At 39.8% G+C, this 18,207-nt stretch carries 23 protein-coding genes and 3 pseudogenes; 2 read left to right on the top strand and 24 right to left on the bottom strand.

Going from position 1 to position 18,207, the window contains the following annotated elements; all coding sequences use genetic code 11:
* Positions 1-43: 43 nt before the first annotated feature.
* The 17 genes and pseudogenes from KHO06_RS08235 to def all read right to left on the bottom strand — a co-directional run bounded on the left by KHO06_RS08235 (position 44) and on the right by def (position 10,953).
* On the bottom strand, positions 44-520 hold the full coding sequence (locus KHO06_RS08235) for a GNAT family N-acetyltransferase (RefSeq protein ID WP_054757529.1): 477 nt from the start codon (positions 518-520) through the stop codon (positions 44-46).
* A gap of 128 nt (positions 521-648) precedes the next feature.
* Positions 649-1,077 (bottom strand): GNAT family N-acetyltransferase, encoded by a 429-nt coding sequence (locus KHO06_RS08230; protein ID WP_212582395.1) that lies wholly within the window; start codon positions 1,075-1,077, stop codon positions 649-651.
* Positions 1,078-1,228: 151 nt separating this feature from the next.
* Entirely contained in the window at positions 1,229-1,951 is a 723-nt protein-coding gene (locus KHO06_RS08220; RefSeq protein WP_212582394.1) for a DUF5677 domain-containing protein, read from the bottom strand.
* A 146-nt stretch (positions 1,952-2,097) separates the two neighbouring features.
* A complete protein-coding gene (locus KHO06_RS08215) occupies positions 2,098-2,325 on the bottom strand; it encodes a hypothetical protein (protein WP_045494146.1) in 228 nt (75 codons plus the stop codon).
* A gap of 165 nt (positions 2,326-2,490) precedes the next feature.
* Positions 2,491-2,721 (bottom strand): DUF2188 domain-containing protein, encoded by a 231-nt coding sequence (locus tag KHO06_RS08210; RefSeq protein ID WP_045070025.1) that lies wholly within the window; start codon positions 2,719-2,721, stop codon positions 2,491-2,493.
* Positions 2,722-2,933: 212 nt separating this feature from the next.
* A pseudogene (locus tag KHO06_RS08205) lies at positions 2,934-3,078 on the bottom strand (DUF3265 domain-containing protein).
* On the bottom strand, positions 3,041-3,538 hold the full coding sequence (locus KHO06_RS08200; protein ID WP_203346227.1) for a DNA topology modulation protein: 498 nt from the start codon (positions 3,536-3,538) through the stop codon (positions 3,041-3,043). Before KHO06_RS08200 ends, KHO06_RS08205 begins: the two are co-directional and overlap by 38 nt.
* Before the next feature lie 125 nt (positions 3,539-3,663).
* Positions 3,664-4,119: pseudogene (locus KHO06_RS08195) on the bottom strand (GNAT family N-acetyltransferase).
* A 155-nt stretch (positions 4,120-4,274) separates the two neighbouring features.
* The gene (locus tag KHO06_RS08185; protein ID WP_212582393.1) at positions 4,275-4,835 is read right to left on the bottom strand and encodes a hypothetical protein; all 561 of its coding nucleotides are present in this window, start codon (positions 4,833-4,835) and stop codon (positions 4,275-4,277) included.
* 193 nt (positions 4,836-5,028) lie between these two features.
* On the bottom strand, positions 5,029-5,802 hold the full coding sequence (locus KHO06_RS08175; RefSeq protein ID WP_212582392.1) for an NERD domain-containing protein: 774 nt from the start codon (positions 5,800-5,802) through the stop codon (positions 5,029-5,031).
* Between the two features lie 199 nt (positions 5,803-6,001).
* On the bottom strand, positions 6,002-6,724 hold the full coding sequence (locus KHO06_RS08165; protein WP_244858392.1) for a hypothetical protein: 723 nt from the start codon (positions 6,722-6,724) through the stop codon (positions 6,002-6,004).
* Between the two features lie 149 nt (positions 6,725-6,873).
* A complete protein-coding gene (locus KHO06_RS08155) occupies positions 6,874-7,524 on the bottom strand; it encodes a hypothetical protein (RefSeq protein WP_212582389.1) in 651 nt (216 codons plus the stop codon).
* A 636-nt stretch (positions 7,525-8,160) separates the two neighbouring features.
* The gene (locus KHO06_RS08140; protein WP_113643764.1) at positions 8,161-8,559 is read right to left on the bottom strand and encodes a GFA family protein; all 399 of its coding nucleotides are present in this window, start codon (positions 8,557-8,559) and stop codon (positions 8,161-8,163) included.
* Between the two features lie 536 nt (positions 8,560-9,095).
* Positions 9,096-9,225, bottom strand: a pseudogene (locus KHO06_RS08135) (DUF3265 domain-containing protein).
* Positions 9,213-9,794, bottom strand: a complete 582-nt coding sequence (locus KHO06_RS08130) for a hypothetical protein (protein ID WP_212582388.1) — start codon at positions 9,792-9,794, stop codon at positions 9,213-9,215. The pseudogene KHO06_RS08135 and the gene KHO06_RS08130 overlap by 13 nt, the downstream one beginning before the upstream one ends.
* A gap of 161 nt (positions 9,795-9,955) precedes the next feature.
* Positions 9,956-10,276 carry a hypothetical protein gene (locus KHO06_RS08125; RefSeq protein WP_212582387.1) on the bottom strand — a complete coding sequence of 107 codons (321 nt, stop codon included), beginning with the start codon at positions 10,274-10,276 and terminating at the stop codon, positions 9,956-9,958.
* A gap of 173 nt (positions 10,277-10,449) precedes the next feature.
* Complete coding sequence (gene def, locus KHO06_RS08115) at positions 10,450-10,953, bottom strand: peptide deformylase (RefSeq protein WP_045480152.1); 504 nt, start codon at positions 10,951-10,953, stop codon at positions 10,450-10,452.
* Between the two features lie 299 nt (positions 10,954-11,252).
* On the opposite strand from def, the gene KHO06_RS08105 reads away from it, so the two are divergent.
* Together KHO06_RS08105 and KHO06_RS08095 are read left to right on the top strand one after the other, a co-directional pair.
* Positions 11,253-12,380 (top strand): hypothetical protein, encoded by a 1,128-nt coding sequence (locus KHO06_RS08105; RefSeq protein ID WP_102387318.1) that lies wholly within the window; start codon positions 11,253-11,255, stop codon positions 12,378-12,380.
* Between the two features lie 323 nt (positions 12,381-12,703).
* The gene (locus KHO06_RS08095; protein ID WP_212582385.1) at positions 12,704-13,006 is read left to right on the top strand and encodes a hypothetical protein; all 303 of its coding nucleotides are present in this window, start codon (positions 12,704-12,706) and stop codon (positions 13,004-13,006) included.
* Between the two features lie 221 nt (positions 13,007-13,227).
* On the opposite strand, the gene KHO06_RS08085 is transcribed toward KHO06_RS08095, so the two are convergent.
* The 7 genes from KHO06_RS08085 to KHO06_RS08045 all read right to left on the bottom strand — a co-directional run bounded on the left by KHO06_RS08085 (position 13,228) and on the right by KHO06_RS08045 (position 17,437).
* Entirely contained in the window at positions 13,228-13,752 is a 525-nt protein-coding gene (locus tag KHO06_RS08085; protein WP_212582384.1) for a hypothetical protein, read from the bottom strand.
* Between the two features lie 213 nt (positions 13,753-13,965).
* On the bottom strand, positions 13,966-14,415 hold the full coding sequence (locus tag KHO06_RS08075; protein WP_069492137.1) for a hypothetical protein: 450 nt from the start codon (positions 14,413-14,415) through the stop codon (positions 13,966-13,968).
* Positions 14,416-14,423: 8 nt separating this feature from the next.
* On the bottom strand, positions 14,424-14,807 hold the full coding sequence (locus KHO06_RS08070) for a hypothetical protein (protein WP_069492136.1): 384 nt from the start codon (positions 14,805-14,807) through the stop codon (positions 14,424-14,426).
* A 204-nt stretch (positions 14,808-15,011) separates the two neighbouring features.
* Positions 15,012-15,557, bottom strand: coding sequence for an HNH endonuclease (locus tag KHO06_RS08065; RefSeq protein ID WP_244858391.1), 546 nt, complete (start codon positions 15,555-15,557; stop codon positions 15,012-15,014).
* A 133-nt stretch (positions 15,558-15,690) separates the two neighbouring features.
* Positions 15,691-16,002 carry a hypothetical protein gene (locus KHO06_RS08055; protein WP_212582382.1) on the bottom strand — a complete coding sequence of 104 codons (312 nt, stop codon included), beginning with the start codon at positions 16,000-16,002 and terminating at the stop codon, positions 15,691-15,693.
* On the bottom strand, positions 15,999-16,631 hold the full coding sequence (locus KHO06_RS08050) for a nucleotidyltransferase domain-containing protein (protein ID WP_244858390.1): 633 nt from the start codon (positions 16,629-16,631) through the stop codon (positions 15,999-16,001). Before KHO06_RS08050 ends, KHO06_RS08055 begins: the two co-directional genes overlap by 4 nt.
* Positions 16,628-17,437 (bottom strand): pentapeptide repeat-containing protein, encoded by an 810-nt coding sequence (locus KHO06_RS08045; RefSeq protein WP_045325176.1) that lies wholly within the window; start codon positions 17,435-17,437, stop codon positions 16,628-16,630. Before KHO06_RS08045 ends, KHO06_RS08050 begins: the two co-directional genes overlap by 4 nt.
* Positions 17,438-18,207 lie beyond the last annotated feature (770 nt).

The raw sequence follows: 18,207 nt of genomic DNA, 5'->3' as shown, positions 1-18,207 counted from the left end.
TAGTGAAAATGCCACGCGTTGCGAATCCCTCTTGAACAGTTTGTTAGGTGCGTAGCCAAAGTTGGTAAAAGTCTGTTTCATCGTGCTTGGGATTCTTGCGCACGAACTCCCAACCATGGCGCTTATAGAATGTGAGAGCTCGATGGTTAGTTCGGCTTACTGAGAGTACTGCACGCAAACAACCCGCTTTACTCAAAGTGCTTACAATATAATCCTGCAATTTTGCAGCGAGTCCTGAACCACGAAAATTCGGCTTTAAGTAAATGAGATGCACATAGCCAGTCTCCGGCTCGGGTGAAAAGCTACGAAACTCTAACTGCCCTGCAAACTGACCATCCACAAATATATGGATATAGAACCATCCTGATGTTGCTAACCGGTCTAATACTCGTTCACGATAACCACTGATGAAATCGTCGAAACCATCGTAATGCCCAAAACTACAAAAGTATGCATCTTTTCTCGCAGCAACGCACAATTCGAAATCATCAATGTTTATCTGCTGAAAAGCAATTTCCATACTTACCTTTTCCTTCAAGCACCTAACGCCGCATTAAGGTGTGAGCAGCGCTTGGCTATACTTGAGCGAAGCGAAACTGCCAAGCGTTGCGAATCACTCTTAAATGCTTTGTTATACGCGTGCTGACACTACAACGAAACTGTCATAACCTTATGATTTGGCTCACTTTCAATATCAACCGCTAACCAACCTAATGACTCGTACAACGATGGTACATTTGTGTAAGCATACAGGCTACTTTGAGTTGCTGCTGATACTTGGCTAACACCTCGGTTAATCAGTTCACTAGCAATACCTTGACCGCGCCACTCTGGTGAAACATAAACAGCATTAAACCAAATAACTTCTGATTCGCCATGAGCCTCTTTAAAGCGCGAATAAGCAAGACCGCCGATAACTTGATTGTCTCTGAGAGCGACAATTACCGGTGGAAGATTAGATTGTGGTTTATAAGTATCTACGAACAGAAAATCAGACCATTCTGTTTGAAACAGCTTCTCTAGAGCAACCCAATACTGACTATTCTCATCGCAATTTCTGAATACTACCTTGTTCATATTGGGTTATTTCCTCAAAAGCGTATAACGCCCTGTTAAGGTGTGAGCAACGCAATACCGAAGCTACCGCATACCACCTTAAACACTAAACACAATGCATAGTGAAAATGCCACGCGTTGCGAATCACTCTTAAACAGTTTGTTAAGCGTATTATTCTTCGGACAACTCTTTGACATATTTATCATATATACATTGAAGCTGTTCATTTATTGACAAAGAAAAATGTTGTGTACAGATCTGAAGACCTTGGTACATACATTGGAATGCGGCACTAAAGCTTGCGTTTACGAAATGCGGAACACCAGTACCTAAAACTAGCTCTAGGTTATCAGTGAATTCAACTTGGTGCGCTAAAGAAACTGGACCGCCATGAACCCAGTCAGAAAACCCAGAATACAGAACCGAATACAAATCTCCCGCCTGAACATCGTCAGCCATTTGATGGATTTTGGTTCCTTTTTTCCACTCACGATGAACTTGAGACTTTTTGGTTAAATAATCTGTTCTTGTCGCTTCGTATGCTCTTTCTATTGCAGCTTGTTCAGCAGGAGAAATAGATGCGCCTCGATTAAGTAAATTCTGCAATGTATTCCAATCTTCGATGAATACGTAATTACGCCACATCGCTGAACGCTCAATAGGACTCTGAGCAACCCACAGCATTTGGATAAGCGTTTCAATCATTGTTCGCGCGACAAGCTGCACGTCTGGAGATGGGCACAGCTTACGAATAGAATCCATATGTTGATTGAGCTTGAATAAGTAACAAACGAGGAAAAAGCTAAAGTCATCCTCCCCTTTCAACGAAATTTGAGTTGTGCTGTATACTTTCTGCAACTCAGAGCAGTAACTATCAATAATCTTATACTTCACATCAATGATCTCACAAATACGCTTAACGCCCAATTAAGTTGTGAGCAACGTTACCACCTTACCCGAACACTTCACCTTAATCACTAAACCAACTGGAACCGAAAATGCCGAGCGTTGCGAATCAGCTTGAATTGCTTGTTAGGTGCTCATCGCCACTTACGCGCGAAGTTACTTTTCACCACTCTACCGATATAGCTATTCAAACCTTGACCAGCCGTTGCTAATTGCTTCATTTTTTCTACATGCGCAGCACCAGTACTGGTATTTGTGTATAAATAGTAGGCTCCATCGTTAAACCTGACCGTAATTGAATCAGTAGCTAGTTCAAAAGAATGAACATTAGAATTACCACCACGATTTGAGTATCTTTGCATTGAATATCACCATTTAGTGACCCACTGTACGAATACACACTTTTGGAAGTTATAAAAGTTGTTTAGTATTCGAAATGATCAGTGGGTAGTTGTCTACAATTGGGATTGCCGTCCCGTCTAATTGATCCTTATAGGGCTTTGAAAGTTGCCGCTTTCAAAGCCTTTTTACGCTTTGTCCTTTGGTGGACAAGGATCGTTGCCATGACTACTTGCCTTTCTGATTTGTCCATTTTTTCCATGGACTAACATTTCACCTTTTTTGTTTATGCTGACTTGACGAGCAATCTTCTCCGCTTCAGCTTGTGTTTTTGTTACTCGATGAGCTTTAGTAGCACCACCGCTCTTAACTGCCCAACCATCAGGATGAGGAACTACGTGTGTTGTTTTTCGTGTCATAGAGACTCCTTATTCATTAACAAGCTGTCGAAAAGACACTATATGTAGTGTTTTTTTTTATTTCGACACGGAATATATGGGGACAACAAAACAACACTCAAGGTGTGGATATAGAAAAAATTAAAGACTTTTCAATTGATTGACAAGAATCACAATTAAATGTAATTGATAGCAAAGGTTATTACAGATTACTTTGAGCACCTAACGCCCTGTTAAGGGGTGAGCAACGCCATACCGATGCAGCCGCATACCGCCTTAAACACTAAAACCAACGCATAGTAAAAATGCCACGCGTTGCGAATCCCTCTTGAACAGTTTGTTAACTGGATTTGCAAAGGCGGAGCGCTTGCTCTCCAGATTTTGCGATAATTACACGCTTATTTCTTGTAAGCGTCTTGAGTTTGTCCATTATTAGGGGTTTCGACTTTTGGGGATAGTCCCATAAGAATTTGATGAACTCGATATCAAACCTTTCATCGCAACCTTCAGCTAAATCTGGACGCTTACTACTTAATAATGTTCTCTTTAGTGCTCGATAGATACAGGTATATCGGTTTACATCTAAGAATATTACTGTGTCACAAGCTTCAAATCTTATATCAAGGGTGCTCTGATAATTACCATCGATAATCCAACACTCGCTTTCACAAAGACCTTTTTGAATTTTGATCCAGTCATCTTTTGGAGTTTTCACCCAATTTGGTTTCCAATATAGCTGATCGAGATGATGAACAGGCAAATTCAACTCTGTACCTAATAGTGCCGAAAATGTGGATTTACCCGAACCGCCGGAACCAATGACCGCAATTCTTTTCATCGGACTTACCTCGTCATCAATTCAGTTAACGCCGCATTAAGGTGTGAGCGACGCTTGGCTATACTTGAGCGAAGCGAAACTGCCAAGCGTTGCGAATCACTCTTAAATGCTTTGTTAGCAGCAACTTACAACGCGAGTTTAAACCCTTCATGTGTTGCTTTGAATCCAAGTTTTTCATAGAACCTGATTGCATCAGGGCGCTACTTATCACTTGTTAACTGAACAATTGTACAGCCTTTGCTTTTTGCCAGTTCGATAGCATGTGAGAACATTTGCTCACCGAAACCTTGTCCACGATAGTCACTATGGATCCGAACACCTTCGATAAGACAACGCCAACTACCGATATGGGTTAGGTAAGGAATAAAAGTAATTTGAAGCATCCCGACTAAAGAGTTTTCCAGTTCAACAACAAGTAATTCGTTGTTTGGATCTCGTGCAATTGCATCGAACGCTTCAATATACGCACTATTTAGCGGGACAGACGCGTCTTCTCTTTTGCTACCAAGCGGGTCATTTGAAAGCAAAGTAACAAGACTTTCCAAATCTTCAAAATCAGCTGAACGATACTTTAATTCCATCTATAGTTCCTTATTACTTCTGACTGCTAACGCCCTGTTAAGGTGTGAGCAACACAATACCGATGCCGCCGCATACCACCTTGATCACTTAAACCAACGCATAGTAAAAATGTCACGCGTTGCGAATCACTCTTAAACAGTTTGTTAGAGCGATGTTAGCACCGAACCCATTTTTTCTTGTTTTCAGTGGACCGTTGAATTTTGTTAGTTGTAGACAATACGTTGACAGCCCGAGTAAAGACTTGTCTCGAGAGCCCCAATGTCTCTTGAAAGCTTGGGTCTAAAGCTGTTGGAACCTTAAGTGCTTGATAGATTTTTTCTTCGGGACTTTGTGACAGCTGCTTTTTCTGTTGCTTAATAGGCACAACAGTTTCTTCTTTAGTTCTAACAACTCGGAAAAACGCCCCCATCTGGGAACATTGAAACTCGTAGGCAGATATCAAACTTTCATCGTTGCTATATAGTTCAAAGCTCACTGTTCCCAACTGCTTTTTGTCTAGCATAGTTAGAATTTTAGATAGATAAGCAACAATGTAAAAATCAGCTTGGTTTTGACCATTTGGATAATCTGACAGATATAAAAAAAGATTCTTTTCGCAGCATTGTTTGATCGCTTCAGACTTAGAGAAAACAAATACTTTATCGATTGCCGATGCTATGAGTTTTTCTAGCTCTTTTAGACCTACGTTTTCGGCATCAACGAATACCATCTTCATGTCTTATCCTTGTTATATATCAGGTTTTAATACGAACAAAATACACAACTAAGCACATATTATCAATTAAGCGCTCTAACGCCCTGTTAAGGTGTGAGCAACGCAATACCGAAGTCGCCGCATACCACCTTAACCACTAAAACCAACGCATAGTAAAAATGCCACGCGTTGCGAATCACTCTTAAACAGTTTGTTAGTTGAATTGTTTCACAGCCCTACACTTGGGAAAGGTTGAACAACCCCAAAACTGTTTACCTATATTTTCACCACGCTTGGTTTCACGCAACACCATTTCAGAGCCGCAACGGGGGCACTCATTTGAGCTAACTTTGGATGCAACAACTTCTTTGACATGTTTAAGATGCTTTAAATCCGTAATGACTCCGCGCTTTAACTTTATCTGGTTTATAGACTCTGTTAACCGAGCATAATCATTGTCAGAGAACACTACATCGTTAAATTGCTGAATGTATCGAATACTTCCTCGAGCGTAGGTAACGTTTGGAGGCATTTCGGTTTTAAAGGTACTGTCGCCGATGAAAACAATAACCGAATGCAAGTGTTCTTCTCTGCAACCTAGCAAGGTTTCCAGAGCTTTTATGTGCTTGTAATTCTGATGCAGTGGGTTCTGAAATTTAGAGGAATGGCGGTAAATCTTTTGTGTCCACTGTTTCTGGCGAGCTGAACCAAATATCCAACCTTTCATATTCTTAGTTTCAACGACGAAGATGCCATATCTAGAAACCACAATATGGTCGACTTGAGTTGTACCATTGTTAGTCGGCAACGTTACGTCTTTTATTAGTGTGTAATCAGACTCTGGTAATTTGGACAAAAGACGGTTCACGAGAAACTCACCGAATACACCTTTTAGCCACCTACTTTTGAAAACGCTAACAATGAGCAATAAAGGCACTAGATACCAGACTTGCGCAAGCACATTAAGAAATGCTTCAAAAATATTCACGGATTTTCCCTATTCAACTAACGCCCTGTTAAGGTGTGAGCAACGCAATACCGAAGCTCCCGCACAACACCTTAATCACTAAAATCAACGCATGGTGAAAATGCCACGCGTTGCGAATCACTCTTAAACAGTTTGTTAGCACTCTTTTTTAGTCACACATTGCTTAAACCTTTATGCTCTTTTCTAAGACCGTTAACCATTAAATCAAGAACCTCGGGTATTTCAGTGACCTCAATATAAGGCGCAATATAGGTTGTCGAGCTACTGCCCAAAGCAAACTTAGATACTTTTTCAGAAAACGTATAGGGTTATAAAAAATCTCAAAGTAAAACCCTAAAAATATCATGCTGATGGAGCTATAAAATTGCCCTCTAACTTCATATTTCCTAGGGAATGGTGAAACAACAAAATTTCTGAGATGACTTTCGTCAAAACCCCCATCTGTTGTATCAATCAATCTCTGTACAATGACAGTACATGAATTCTTTGAAACATTATCCTGCCTAACCAAACTAGATCGAATTAGCTCTAAAAAACGTGGGGCAACTTGAATTGTTTTATAGTTTTCATGTTCTGAAACAGCACCCCGCCAGAAAATAGACAACACGAAGCTTTTAAATTTTAGAGAGTCGATATCGGAAAAATGGACGCCGTCCTCATGTCGAATAGCTTTTCCAACCTTTCCTCTTAATAAGTTCAAACCATATTGATCATAGGTAATGTTTAACTTTACCTCACATCCACTACACAACTGGTCAGTAGCCCAACTGTCCTGCGACTTTCTATTGGGGATTAACTCACCAGAAGAAAGTTCGATAGCCTGACCATTCCCTTGTTTAAACAAAGATCTAAATACTGAATCAGGTATTGCATGTGAATTACATAACTCAGACTTACAAAGGCACAGCTGACACTTTTTCAATGAATACCTCCTGAGTGCTAACGCCCTGTTAAGGTGTGAGCAACGCAATACCGAAGCTCCAGCATGCCACCTTAAACACAAAACGCAACGCATAGCAAAAATGCCAAGCGTTGCGAATCACTCTTAAACAGATTGTTATGTTTTGGGGCCTACCCCAAGTTGGTGATTGAGTATAAATTGTACAACATCTTCAAATCATCGATTAATGTAGTATACAAATAAAAAAATAGACCAAAGAAAAAAGCCATCTTCCCTTGTTTTCGAGCTTTTTCATAATCAATATCGTCCGAATTAAAATGGAAGGTAAAAATTTTTCCATGCTTCATCAGTACTGACACTATAAAAATAGCTAAACACATCGAGAGAGTCACGACTTTGTCAGTTGTAATCCCACCGTTCACTACTTGATCAATAGTGCCACCACCAAATAATGCACTTAAAACACCAGTGTAATATATAAACGTATATTTAATCTTTTCTACATATGGGACAAGAAAATTAATCTGCTCAACTTCGACCTTTTTTGTACTATAAAGAAGGCATAAGAAAGCCCATGACAACACTATAAAAGATATCGCGTTAAGAATTTTATTAAAAACTAAGGCCTGAGCATCAAAAATGGTTGATAATATCTTACTATCTAGAAGAGCCTTTTCTGCAATGTGAAACGCATTTGAACCCAAAACGTCACCTAGCATATAAAATCCAAAAAATATTGATGAGACAAGAACTAAGTAGTATGTAATATTACCGATGATTTTATTGTAAGATGTATAGGTTTTATACAGTTTGGTGTACATGTAAATCCAAGAATTTAAAAATGACAAGGTACCACATTTACAATAAATTTCAATCACTTAGAAACATAACGCCCTGTTAAGGTGTGAGCAACGCAATACTGATGCTTCTGCATACCACCTTAAACACAAAACGCAACGCATAGCAAAAATGCCAAGCGTTGCGAATCACTCTTAAACAGATTGTTAGAAAAAAATCATGCGTATACATACAAACTTGTGTACCATCCATTCTCCCGCTTTCATTGAAGAAAGCACGAACTATAAGTCAAATGTAAAAGGATATTACAAATGAAAGACTACACACAAAAGGCAGCACGAGTGCTGCGAAATTTATATGCGGTTGAATTGGACCATTGGTGCCAAAAAGTATATAGCCTTGGGAATCTAACCATCCAGCAACAAAACTATGCGTTCAAAAGAATGCGATTTTGTAGAGCGATGATTAGAAAACTCAATCCAATTGCTTACAACCTCTAGTTCCTCGGGCAGCTTCATGTTGCCCTTTTTTTTCTAACGCCTTGTTAAGGTGTGAGGCAAACAATACCGAAGCCTCCGCATACCACCTTAACTACTAAACTTGTCGCATAATAAAAATGCCAAGCGTGCCGAATCACTCTTGAACAATTTGTTATGCCTTTAGCCCATCGCTTTCTCGAAAGTAGGCAAACCTGAAAGGCTGTCAAGCCAACTAACTTTTGACTCAGCGTAAATATTTGCATCTGGCTTTATGTCAACCAACGACTCCATATCTAGGCTACCAAGGTGTAATATGTTTAAACCTGCGTATTTTGGGTTTGAGTTAAATATCGGAGTACCGCATTTACCACAAAAGTGTTTACGAGCATTCTCTGTCACATCAAAAAAGCACAAGTCACCGGTAATCAGCTTAAAGTCTGTCTTCAGTACTGCTACATAAGTTGAAAGCGCTGCACCATTCATTTTTCGACATAATTTACAGTGGCAATTTACGATACGCTTAAAGTCGCCAGTTACCCTAAACTGTACAGCCTTACAGTTACAACTACCTAAAACCATAGAATCCTCATAATTATAATTTCGCTGAGAGGCATAACGCCCTGTTAAGGGGTGAGCAGCGCAATACCGAAGCCGCCGCATACCACCTTAATCACTTAAACCAACGCATAGTGAAAATGCCACGCGTTGCGAATCCCTCTTGAACAGTTTGTTAGGGCTTGACCTACAGCAAGAACCATATTAGCTTATAGTTTCAACGTGTTGATGATCTGCTACCAGCTGGTGATTCTAGTTAGTTGTGCCAATACATGGTCGAGAAGAAGACCAATCATAGAACCAATATCTATAGGCATAGACGGAGATATCACCATGATGTTACCTATAACACGTATCACCACGCTCTTCATTTCCACTACGCTGATCATTTTTAGTGGTATTTTAACTCTTTCCGACAACGAAAACGCCACTGCCTACCTAAATTCAGGCGTTGATCTACTAAAGTCTTTGAACCAGAGCTAGATTTCCTACGGGACTCCCAAATGGTACTGTACAAAAGTTGTTAAGTACCATTTGGTGAAAAGAGCCCTAACGCCCTGTTAAGGGGTGAGCAACGCAATACCGAAGCTGCCGCATACCACCCTAAACACTAAAACCAACGCATAGTGAAAATGCCACGCGTTGCGAATCCCTCTTGAACAGTTTGTTAGGCAAAATCATCGCGACCATTGATTTAGTGTTGGCATGCCGTACGTACCATAACGGAATTTGCTTTGTGGAACTCCAAATTTACCCATGCTATCTGGGGCAGGATTTGCAGCCAAATACGCTTTTATTTTCTCTCGGTCACTCATTTCTGGTACTTGTTCAATATCGGCTGCTGTAATAGCGCCTTGAGCTAGTTCGTACTTTGCATCTAAGTTAGCAATTTCACGCCCGAGGTCATCAAAAACTCTTTCTAAGTCACCAATACCTATAAAATTAAACTGTTTCCTATATTTTTCTAATGCGCTTTTTCCGATGATTGAGTTACTTGTTAATCCAGAAGCAATACTCCATTTACCATTACCTCTTGAGACAAACTTATTCTTCTTTGGGTTAAAGCGTAAGGGAGTGTGTGAATGACACCAATCAATAACAGCTTCGGTATCTTCTACTTCTTTTATTAGTCTATTTAAGGGATTCAAATCATTGCTTTGCTTAGAATATTCTCCAAGCATCACCGTCAAAACATGCAATTGAAAAGTACACAATCCAATTCGTTCTATCAGTAGATTTAGTTTCGTTTTCAACTTCATACTTATTCCTTTTGCCTAACGCCCAATTAAGGGGTGAACAACGCCTCCACCCAAACCTAAAGCATTGTGCCATAGACACTAAAATTGAAGTAGAAGCAAAAGTGCCAAGCGTTGTGAATCCCTCTTAAATTGCTTGTTATGTGGTGTTTGACGACGGAAGCTCAACTGTCAGAATAAACAAAGTTCATGTCAAATGACTCTGCTTCAACATCAATTACAAAAGTACATGATTCCCATAAAGTTTGACCGTTTTTTATCTGCTCTTCCCTCAATTGAACTAGAACCTTTAATAGTTTTGTATTGGCTGCACCGCCACCAGTAAACCAATGAACATTCCCACTTTCATCTACATAATCAAACTCAAATGAACACGTATCACCGACTTCGGGTAAAGCTGCTTTCATTATTATCTGTTTCGAGTTCTCTGGAGATATATCAAACAATATTTGCCCCAATTGTTGATAGAAACTTTCACCAGTCATCTAAGTTACCTCAATTGAAATCGACACTATTACGTGTCACCACATAACGCCCTGTTAAGGTGTGAGCAACGCAATACCGATGCTACCGCATATCACCTTAAACACTAAAACCAACGCATAGTAAAAATGCCACGCGTTGCGAATCACTCTTAAACAGTTTGTTATGAGCGGGGTTAAGAGTGCGCTTTAACGTACTTTTTAACCTTTTTCATAGCCATTTGACGCTTAAGTGGCGAAAGATAGTCAATAAACAGATTACCCGACAAATGATCTATTTCGTGCTGCATTACGATGGCTAGAAACTCATCACTTTCGATGGTAATTGGCTTACCTTCGCGATCTAAAGCAGATACAACAACTGAAGTAAAACGCTCTACGTCTGCATAGTAATCAGGAACTGATAAACAACCCTCTTGACCCAATGCTTTATCCGAGCCACTAATCACTTCTGGGTTAACTAAAATTAGCGGTTCATCTCGACTTTCTGAAAGGTCGATAATAACAACAGCCTCTTTACGACCAACTTGAGTCGACGCCAAACCAATACCATTGTCAGTCGCATACAGCGTTTCCAACATATCGTCTATTAATGTTTGTACCGTCGTAATATCTCGCACCTTTTCCGCTTTGACCTTAAGCCTTGGATCTGGTGCCGTTAGAATTTCTAAAACTGCCATATTTTCCTTCTAATTCTTGGAAGCTCATAACGCCCTGTTAAGGTGTGAGCAACGCATTACTGAAGCCGCCGCATACTACCTTAAACACTAAACGCAACGCATAGTGAAAATGCCACGCGTTGCGAATCACTCTTAAACAGTTTGTTATGTGGCAGTTCTGGACGACACAGTTGACTGCAAATCAGGTTCATAGTCTTATCCAAAAATAGTGATGACCGAAATGCAAATTTGGATAAACCAACATCATCCTAGCAGAGAAGTAGGCTCACTTAAAATTGTACGTTTAGGGATTGAAATGTATGAACTTTCTAGTCAGAATGCTTCAAGTTCAACTAAATGGTAAGAATATGAATACTAAGGACTTTACAGACTGGTACATTCAGAACAGGCCAATATATAAGCGCCTATCCGATAAGGTAGAGTCAATTTTAATTGAAGTGTTTGAGGCAAATGACCTCAGCTACCACATGATTACATCTAGGGCCAAAGACATAGAAAGCGCTCGTAAAAAAGCAGCAGAAGACAAATATAAACAACCTGCGGACATTCAAGATTATGCGGGCATCAGAGTAATTACCTATGTTGAAGAAGAAGTGGAAGCGGTAACACGGGTGATTGAGAACCTATTTGACATTGATTCCGAAAATAGTTCTAACAAATCAGAAGCTCTTGGCACAGACAAAGTTGGTTACAAGTCGGTTCACTATATTGCCAAGCTAAAAGATGACAGGTTGAATTTGCCAGAGTTTCGACAATACCAAGATAAGTACTTTGAGATTCAAATTAGGACAATTTTGCAGCATGCATGGGCTGAAATTGAACATGATAGAAACTATAAATTCTCTGGAAAGCTAGATAGCGGTCTAACTCGACGGTTTAAACTGCTTGCAGGTGTCCTAGAATTAGCAGACAGAGAGTTTAATGCGATTTCATCTGAAATTGATGCTATTTCCACGAGTGTTACCCATGGCAACTTTAATACAGAGTTATCTTCAGCAGCTTTAACATCATTTATTAAATCAAAGTTTGGCGACACGATTGAAAAACTTGGTTTACATTACGAAGTAGACAGCCGAGGCCTTGGTATTGCTGAACTAGAACGATTTGGTATTAATACTATTGAAGAACTTGATGAGATTATCCCTGATGATACTGAAGAGTATATCAATCTAATGGCGAAAGAAACTCGGGGGCATTTTGATGAAGACACTTTTCATGAGCTTGGCATTGCCAGAAACGCAATGATAATAAGCGACACTGACAAGTATTTTTCTACTTGTTTACTTCCTGAAAATAAGTGGGATGCTTGGAACCCTATCGGAGAAGAAGGTAATAGAGAGCTAACCAAGGCATACTTAGAAAATAAGGGGGTTGATTTCAGTCATATCGAGGCTAAGTATGACATTCCATATTATATGCCCTATTAGCTAGCTATATCATTTAAATAAGCTCCAAAGTGAGCTTATTTCCCTCAGTTCAAACTATATGTCTTGTGGTGCGACAACATGAGCTTGTTGCCACATAACGCCCTGCTAAGGGGTGAGCAACGCAATACCGAAGCCGCCGCAAACCACCTTAATCACTAAATTCAACGCATAGTGAAAATGCCACGCGTTGCGAATCCCTCTTGAGCAGTTTGTTAGTCGCGAGGCACCGAGCGACAATTTTAAGCCGAACTAAACTTTGCGGACAACAAACTTAATGTGCCTCGATGCATTTAAGTCAGGCGTAGTCTCAAAGCGGCTAGTCAATGAAACCACTTGGAACAAACAACGCCGCAGAAAATGGACTAACAACACCAAAAAGCGCTTTTGGAAAACCAATCTCACAGTGCGGACTTTCAACAAAGTCACTGAAACCACGTGGAATTTACAACACCAGAGAAAACGTCATTTCAGCGAGTAAATCGGCTTTTGTACCGACAAACTCACCGAGCGGAGTTGCAACCAAAAATAGACTCTCGATTGCCCAACTCTATAAGCACCAAAGAACAAAACAACCGCTAGGACAGGTACAAAACTTTGGACTTAAAACAGCTAGAACTAAGCTCTGATGATCTACGATTAATCGGTGTACCAAGCAAACAGCTGCTAAATTTTAAGCTCAGAAACATGATTTTGATTGCTAGCTTTTTCTGGCGACTAACGCCCTGTTAAGGTGTGAGCAACACAATACCGATGCCGCCGCATACCACCTTAAACACTAAACGCAACGCATAGTAAAAATGCCACGCGTTGCGAATCACTCTTAAACAGTTTGTTATAGCTCTTTGAGCTATAGAGCGTCACCACCAAAATTATTCCAAGCCTTAGTGAAACCTTCTGCATCAAAAACTACACGAATGTCAGAAAACTCAAATGCCACGCTATTTTTCTTTTTAAACTGCTCGACGAGGAAGTTGTCCCCGGCCTTACTTAAAGGCGTTAGATAAATATAGCTACCATCACAATACTTATTGTACCTAACATTTTGTTCATTTGTTTTAATCGTGACATTTTCATAACTAGTTTCGCGTTCCGAACAAGGTACTGCTGTTGTAATATAAATTCGTTGCTGTCCCGATTTACTAGTACTAATTCTGGCTTCAAAAATAGTATCCCAATTATCATTTGCCTTATCTGACTTAAAACCAAACAATGCTGAACCACTACTAGTGTCGGCAAAACTGATACTACGGAGCAGTTCATAGGATGGATACATATCTGCTATTTCGAGATTTTTTGGATCAGTTAAGTCTAACGTGAAAGATGCTGAAGTATTAAATGAGAATAACGCCAATAGTAAGGCTACTTTTTTCATAATTGGGGCCCTAGCCTGTAAAAAGCTTTATTGTACAACACATGGCATAGCCGACAATGATCCACAACACGTATTTGCGCTTAGAGCTATAACGCCCTGTTAAGGTGTGAGCAACGCTATACCGATGCTTCTGTATACCACCTTAAACACAAAACGCAACGCATAGCGAAAATGCCAAACGTTGCGAATCACTCTTAAACAGATTGTTAGCACTCAGTCTTCAGAGATTTCAAATTTCTTAGCTTTGATTTCAAGAGCTTTTTGCGTAGCCCGTCGCTCATCTCGCATTTTGATAAAATAGTGCGCAAGACCAGAAATAAGACTTAAGGCAACACCGCCAAAAATGAACACCATTTGCTCAGTCGCACCACCATGAATAAACTCCATGATTTGATCATAAAACACTCCATAAGTGACCATGACCAGCCCAAGAAACATATACACTTTTAGTAAAGTTGCGGTCATCGGCAAAGAAGATCTTCTACTTGATTTAACGTAGGTGATTTCTTTTTCCGCATTCTTGATGTCAGTTGCGGTAATTTCGACAAATTCGTCACCAAATACATACTTTTCTTTTTGAAGAAACTCTTCAAGTTCACGTTTACGCAATGATTGATAATTTTCTAGTGCTTGAGAGCCAGATTCTGTATATATAACTTTCATTTTTTACTCTACTTCGACTTTGTATTGGAAATACGGGTTGCCACTAGAACTCCCGCCAAGACAACTGCTACCACAAAAACGGGAGTTCCCCAGTTTTTAGACAAGTTGGCAGCAGCATATGCAGAAAGTGCTGTCAGGGCATATTCTGAAACTTGACATACAATCCACCATTTGGAAGTTTTCTCTGCGCCGAATGTATGGCTAATTACATTTGCCGAAGACCTTACATGATCATGCGTTACCTCTCTGGGCATATCATCAGCTTTAGCCGCGTCACCAAAATTAAGTGACTTTTTATAAAGAACAGTAGCAAAATCGCTTACTGTTGATTGATATCGCTGAATCCCCGACTGTGTGAAACCAGCTTCTTTTAATTCTTGATCCGTTTTCAAGATACCTAACCTTATGGGAATGTTTATAATGCTTAAAAATCATAAGATTATAACACATCAAAATTCCAAATAACTAGAATCAAACTTCTCATCATGTGGAGTGAGTGCTAACGCCGCATTAAGGTGTGAGCGGCACTTGGCTATACTTGAGCGAAGCGAAACTGCCAAGCGTTGCGAATCACTCTTAAATGCTTTGTTATAAAGCTATTTCACGAAGGCTTCGTCTAACTGCTTGTAAAGATTTAAAGACTTTTCAGACTCTGTTTTAATGTTTTCGTACAAACTACCTGCGATAACCCTAACTGCATGTTTTTCATTATCGTTTAGGTTCGGGTAATCATATCGTTTGAAGTTGTCTAAAATTGCCTGTTTTCGAGATTGAAATACTTCGGTCTCTCCACGCTTCTCACACACAAGCTTTAGATGACTTACCCAATCACAGTATGACTTGTCAGGATTCCGCTCACGTTTATTGCATGATTTACAGCAAGGGACAGTATTCCCTGGGTGGTGTAGGCCATATTCCGTTCTGTTGAACATAAATACGTGCTCAATTTGTAATTTATCGTGTTTTTCACCACAGTAAGCACAGCATGATGCGAAATGGACATCTCGTATTTCAAGCCAAATAGCCTTACCTTTACCGCTACCCGTGTTAAATGAATGTCCTAAATAATGCTCCCCGACTTTTGTTAGGAAAGCCCTAACAGCAGTATTGGCTGAGTCTGATGCTGTATTGTAAATTGCCATACTTCTTCCTGCTTTATAACGCCCTGTTAAGGGGTGAGCAACGCAATACCAATGCCGCCGCATACCACCTTAATCACTAAAACCAATGCATAGTGAAAATGCCACGCGTTGCGAATCCCTCTTGAACAGTTTGTTAGCCAGCATTTTGTCGAAGAACACTCATTTCTCGACTTATTTGAATTAAAAGATCTTCTACATCTTTCGATAGTTTCTTGTAGTCTTCCGTAACTTGCTCCTGACTTTTATTAGCCAAGAAGAATAGCTTCTTAGAAGTCTGAATAATTAGATTAACATGCACTGCCTTAGGGTCTATTTGGTTTATAGAAACCCATCTGTTGATCGATTTTTCTGTCAAGCTGAATAGAGGTTCTCCATATAAGTGGAAACTATTTACAATCTTCACAGCTTCTCGCTGAGATTCAATTCTATTTCTAAACTCACTCATACTTTATCGACTCTTTTTATCAATGACTGCATCCAGCATTTTATTTGGGGAAGACTTTCAATAGCTGCAAACACTTGAGGCTCTGTAAGAGAGCTTCCAACACCTCGTGTGCAGAGAATTCTAGCAGACTCTAGCACATCGAATACTTCTCTATCGATTGGGACACTTAAAGCACCTAAGTTTATGCTAGAGCGTCTTGAAAAATCAGGACGTTCTAAATATGCCAACGAGTAACATGAAGCAAAGTTTCTCATTGCCAAAAACACTGTCGATAAATCAAACTCCCGGGACAACGCCGACTCATTTATTGAGTAACATGCTGATTTGAATATTTCATAGAACTTAACACAATCAGACTCACCATCAGAATAAGCGCTAGGGCAACCCAACTCACTCAAGAAGTTCGAGCTATCTTGTGAGAATACTAATTTCGACTCCAAATGAAGGTGCCAAGCAAAAGGATTACCTTGCTCCCAGAGTTCTTTGATTCGGTCATACGAATAAATTGAATAATCCGATGGGTTTATGTGATCTAATTGACCATTTGCAATGATCAACATGTCAACATCAGAGCCTATGTCAATGTCACCTCTACATATAGAACCAAAAGCATAAATATGCACAATCATCTCCTATTAAAACGTTTAATGATAATTGACATAAAGAAGCCAAACATGATCAGTCTTGTTGCAAATACTAGAGCTAAGAAAGCACCTGAATATTCAGATGTCCCATTTATACCAAATAAAATTTGAGGAGACTTTATAAATGATGCCCAGTAATTACTAACCATATTTGGGTCACCGTAATGAATCACGTCGTACATTGTTATTGATAGCAGAACTAAAAATACAGCCCTAAACAGCTTGTATGCGCTCTCACCATTCCCCCAAATGAAATCTAATAGTTTGAACTCCAGCCATTCCACAAAGAGAGACGCCCTAACAAATCCCTTATATTTCTTTCTATAATACGACTCTTTTGAGCTCCAAGCCTTGTGTAGATGAACTTCTGTAGCCTTTAACTCGATACTAATAGCTTTATTAGCAGCTTTAGCGTCACCAAGCTGCTGATAGTTCGTCCGTAGAGAGCGCGCAAATTTCAACTTTAGATTTTCAGAGCTGGGACAACCACTTTCTAAAATATCTGTATCAATTTGAGTTTTTTCAAAAGTTGCATAATCGAACTTACACCCATTGAAAGCAGAACCGACTAGATTACTATTTATGAACCTGCAGCCCGTAAAATCACAAGACTCAAAAGTACAGTTTCTTAGGTACGCAGCGTCAAAAATGCAATACTTGAAATCTACATTTGTAAAAACGATGCGCAGCCCGACAAGGCGCACAAAAAGAGTGTTAGAGTAACCACTACCAACCTCTTCCTCCTTAAACATCTTGTCAGTTAGAGTTTTTCTTTGACTATCATCTAACATGTAATATTAACTCTCGTTTATAGATTTATCATGCTGGCTAACGCCCTGCTAAGGGGTGAGCAACGCAATACCGAAGCCGCCGCATACCACCTTAATCACTAAATTCAACGCATAGTAAAAATGCCACGCGTTGCGAATCCCTCTTGAGCAGTTTGTTAGTCGCGAGGCACCGAGCGACAATTTTAAGCCGAACTAAACTTTGCGAACAACAAACTTTATGTGCTTTGATGCATTTAAGTCAGGCGTAGTCTCAAAGCGGCTAGTCAATGAAACCACTTGGAACAAACAACGCCGAAGAAAACGGACTGACAACACCAAAAAGCGCTTTTGGAAAGCCAATCTCACAGTGCGGACTTTCAACAAAGTCACTGAAACCACGTGGAACTTACAACACCAGAGAAAACGTCATTTCAGCAAGTAAATAAGCTTTTAAACCAACAAACTCACCGAGCGGAGTTGCAACCAAAAATAGACTCTCGATTGCCTTACTCTGTAAGCACCAAAGAACAAAACAACCGCTAGGACAGGTATAAAACTTTGGACTTAAAACAGTTAGAACTAAGCTCTGATGATCGACGATTAATCGATGTACCAAGCAAACAACTGCTAAATTTTAAGCTCAGAAACATGATTTTGATTGCTAGCTTTTTCTGGCGACTAACGCGCAGTTAAGGTGTGAGGTACGCAACTCCGGAGTCAATGAAATCGCTAATGCTACACGTACCGAATCACTCTTAAACTGTTTGTTATTCCGCAACTAAAGTCGTCAA

Source organism: Vibrio sp. B1FIG11 (assembly GCF_905175335.1).
Lineage (GTDB): Bacteria > Pseudomonadota > Gammaproteobacteria > Enterobacterales > Vibrionaceae > Vibrio > Vibrio campbellii.
Note: the sequence above shows the minus strand (reverse complement) of the source record. Positions and strands in the feature narration are given on the sequence as shown.

Excerpts from the sequence above, each read along its gene's own strand:
- KHO06_RS08235 (WP_054757529.1), bottom strand. The coding sequence starts at position 520 with ATGGAAATTGCTTTTCAGCAGATAAACATTGATGATTTCGAATTGTGC.
- KHO06_RS08230 (WP_212582395.1), bottom strand. The coding sequence starts at position 1,077 with ATGAACAAGGTAGTATTCAGAAATTGCGATGAGAATAGTCAGTATTGG.
- KHO06_RS08215 (WP_045494146.1), bottom strand. The coding sequence starts at position 2,325 with ATGCAAAGATACTCAAATCGTGGTGGTAATTCTAATGTTCATTCTTTT.
- KHO06_RS08210 (WP_045070025.1), bottom strand. The coding sequence starts at position 2,721 with ATGACACGAAAAACAACACACGTAGTTCCTCATCCTGATGGTTGGGCA.
- KHO06_RS08200 (WP_203346227.1), bottom strand. The coding sequence starts at position 3,538 with ATGAAAAGAATTGCGGTCATTGGTTCCGGCGGTTCGGGTAAATCCACA.
- KHO06_RS08185 (WP_212582393.1), bottom strand. The coding sequence starts at position 4,835 with ATGAAGATGGTATTCGTTGATGCCGAAAACGTAGGTCTAAAAGAGCTA.
- KHO06_RS08155 (WP_212582389.1), bottom strand. The coding sequence starts at position 7,524 with ATGTACACCAAACTGTATAAAACCTATACATCTTACAATAAAATCATC.
- KHO06_RS08140 (WP_113643764.1), bottom strand. The coding sequence starts at position 8,559 with ATGGTTTTAGGTAGTTGTAACTGTAAGGCTGTACAGTTTAGGGTAACT.
- KHO06_RS08130 (WP_212582388.1), bottom strand. The coding sequence starts at position 9,794 with ATGAAGTTGAAAACGAAACTAAATCTACTGATAGAACGAATTGGATTG.
- KHO06_RS08125 (WP_212582387.1), bottom strand. The coding sequence starts at position 10,276 with ATGACTGGTGAAAGTTTCTATCAACAATTGGGGCAAATATTGTTTGAT.
- def (WP_045480152.1), bottom strand. The coding sequence starts at position 10,953 with ATGGCAGTTTTAGAAATTCTAACGGCACCAGATCCAAGGCTTAAGGTC.
- KHO06_RS08105 (WP_102387318.1), top strand. The coding sequence starts at position 11,253 with ATGAACTTTCTAGTCAGAATGCTTCAAGTTCAACTAAATGGTAAGAAT.
- KHO06_RS08095 (WP_212582385.1), top strand. The coding sequence starts at position 12,704 with ATGAAACCACTTGGAACAAACAACGCCGCAGAAAATGGACTAACAACA.
- KHO06_RS08085 (WP_212582384.1), bottom strand. The coding sequence starts at position 13,752 with ATGAAAAAAGTAGCCTTACTATTGGCGTTATTCTCATTTAATACTTCA.
- KHO06_RS08075 (WP_069492137.1), bottom strand. The coding sequence starts at position 14,415 with ATGAAAGTTATATATACAGAATCTGGCTCTCAAGCACTAGAAAATTAT.
- KHO06_RS08065 (WP_244858391.1), bottom strand. The coding sequence starts at position 15,557 with ATGGCAATTTACAATACAGCATCAGACTCAGCCAATACTGCTGTTAGG.
- KHO06_RS08055 (WP_212582382.1), bottom strand. The coding sequence starts at position 16,002 with ATGAGTGAGTTTAGAAATAGAATTGAATCTCAGCGAGAAGCTGTGAAG.
- KHO06_RS08050 (WP_244858390.1), bottom strand. The coding sequence starts at position 16,631 with ATGATTGTGCATATTTATGCTTTTGGTTCTATATGTAGAGGTGACATT.
- KHO06_RS08045 (WP_045325176.1), bottom strand. The coding sequence starts at position 17,437 with ATGTTAGATGATAGTCAAAGAAAAACTCTAACTGACAAGATGTTTAAG.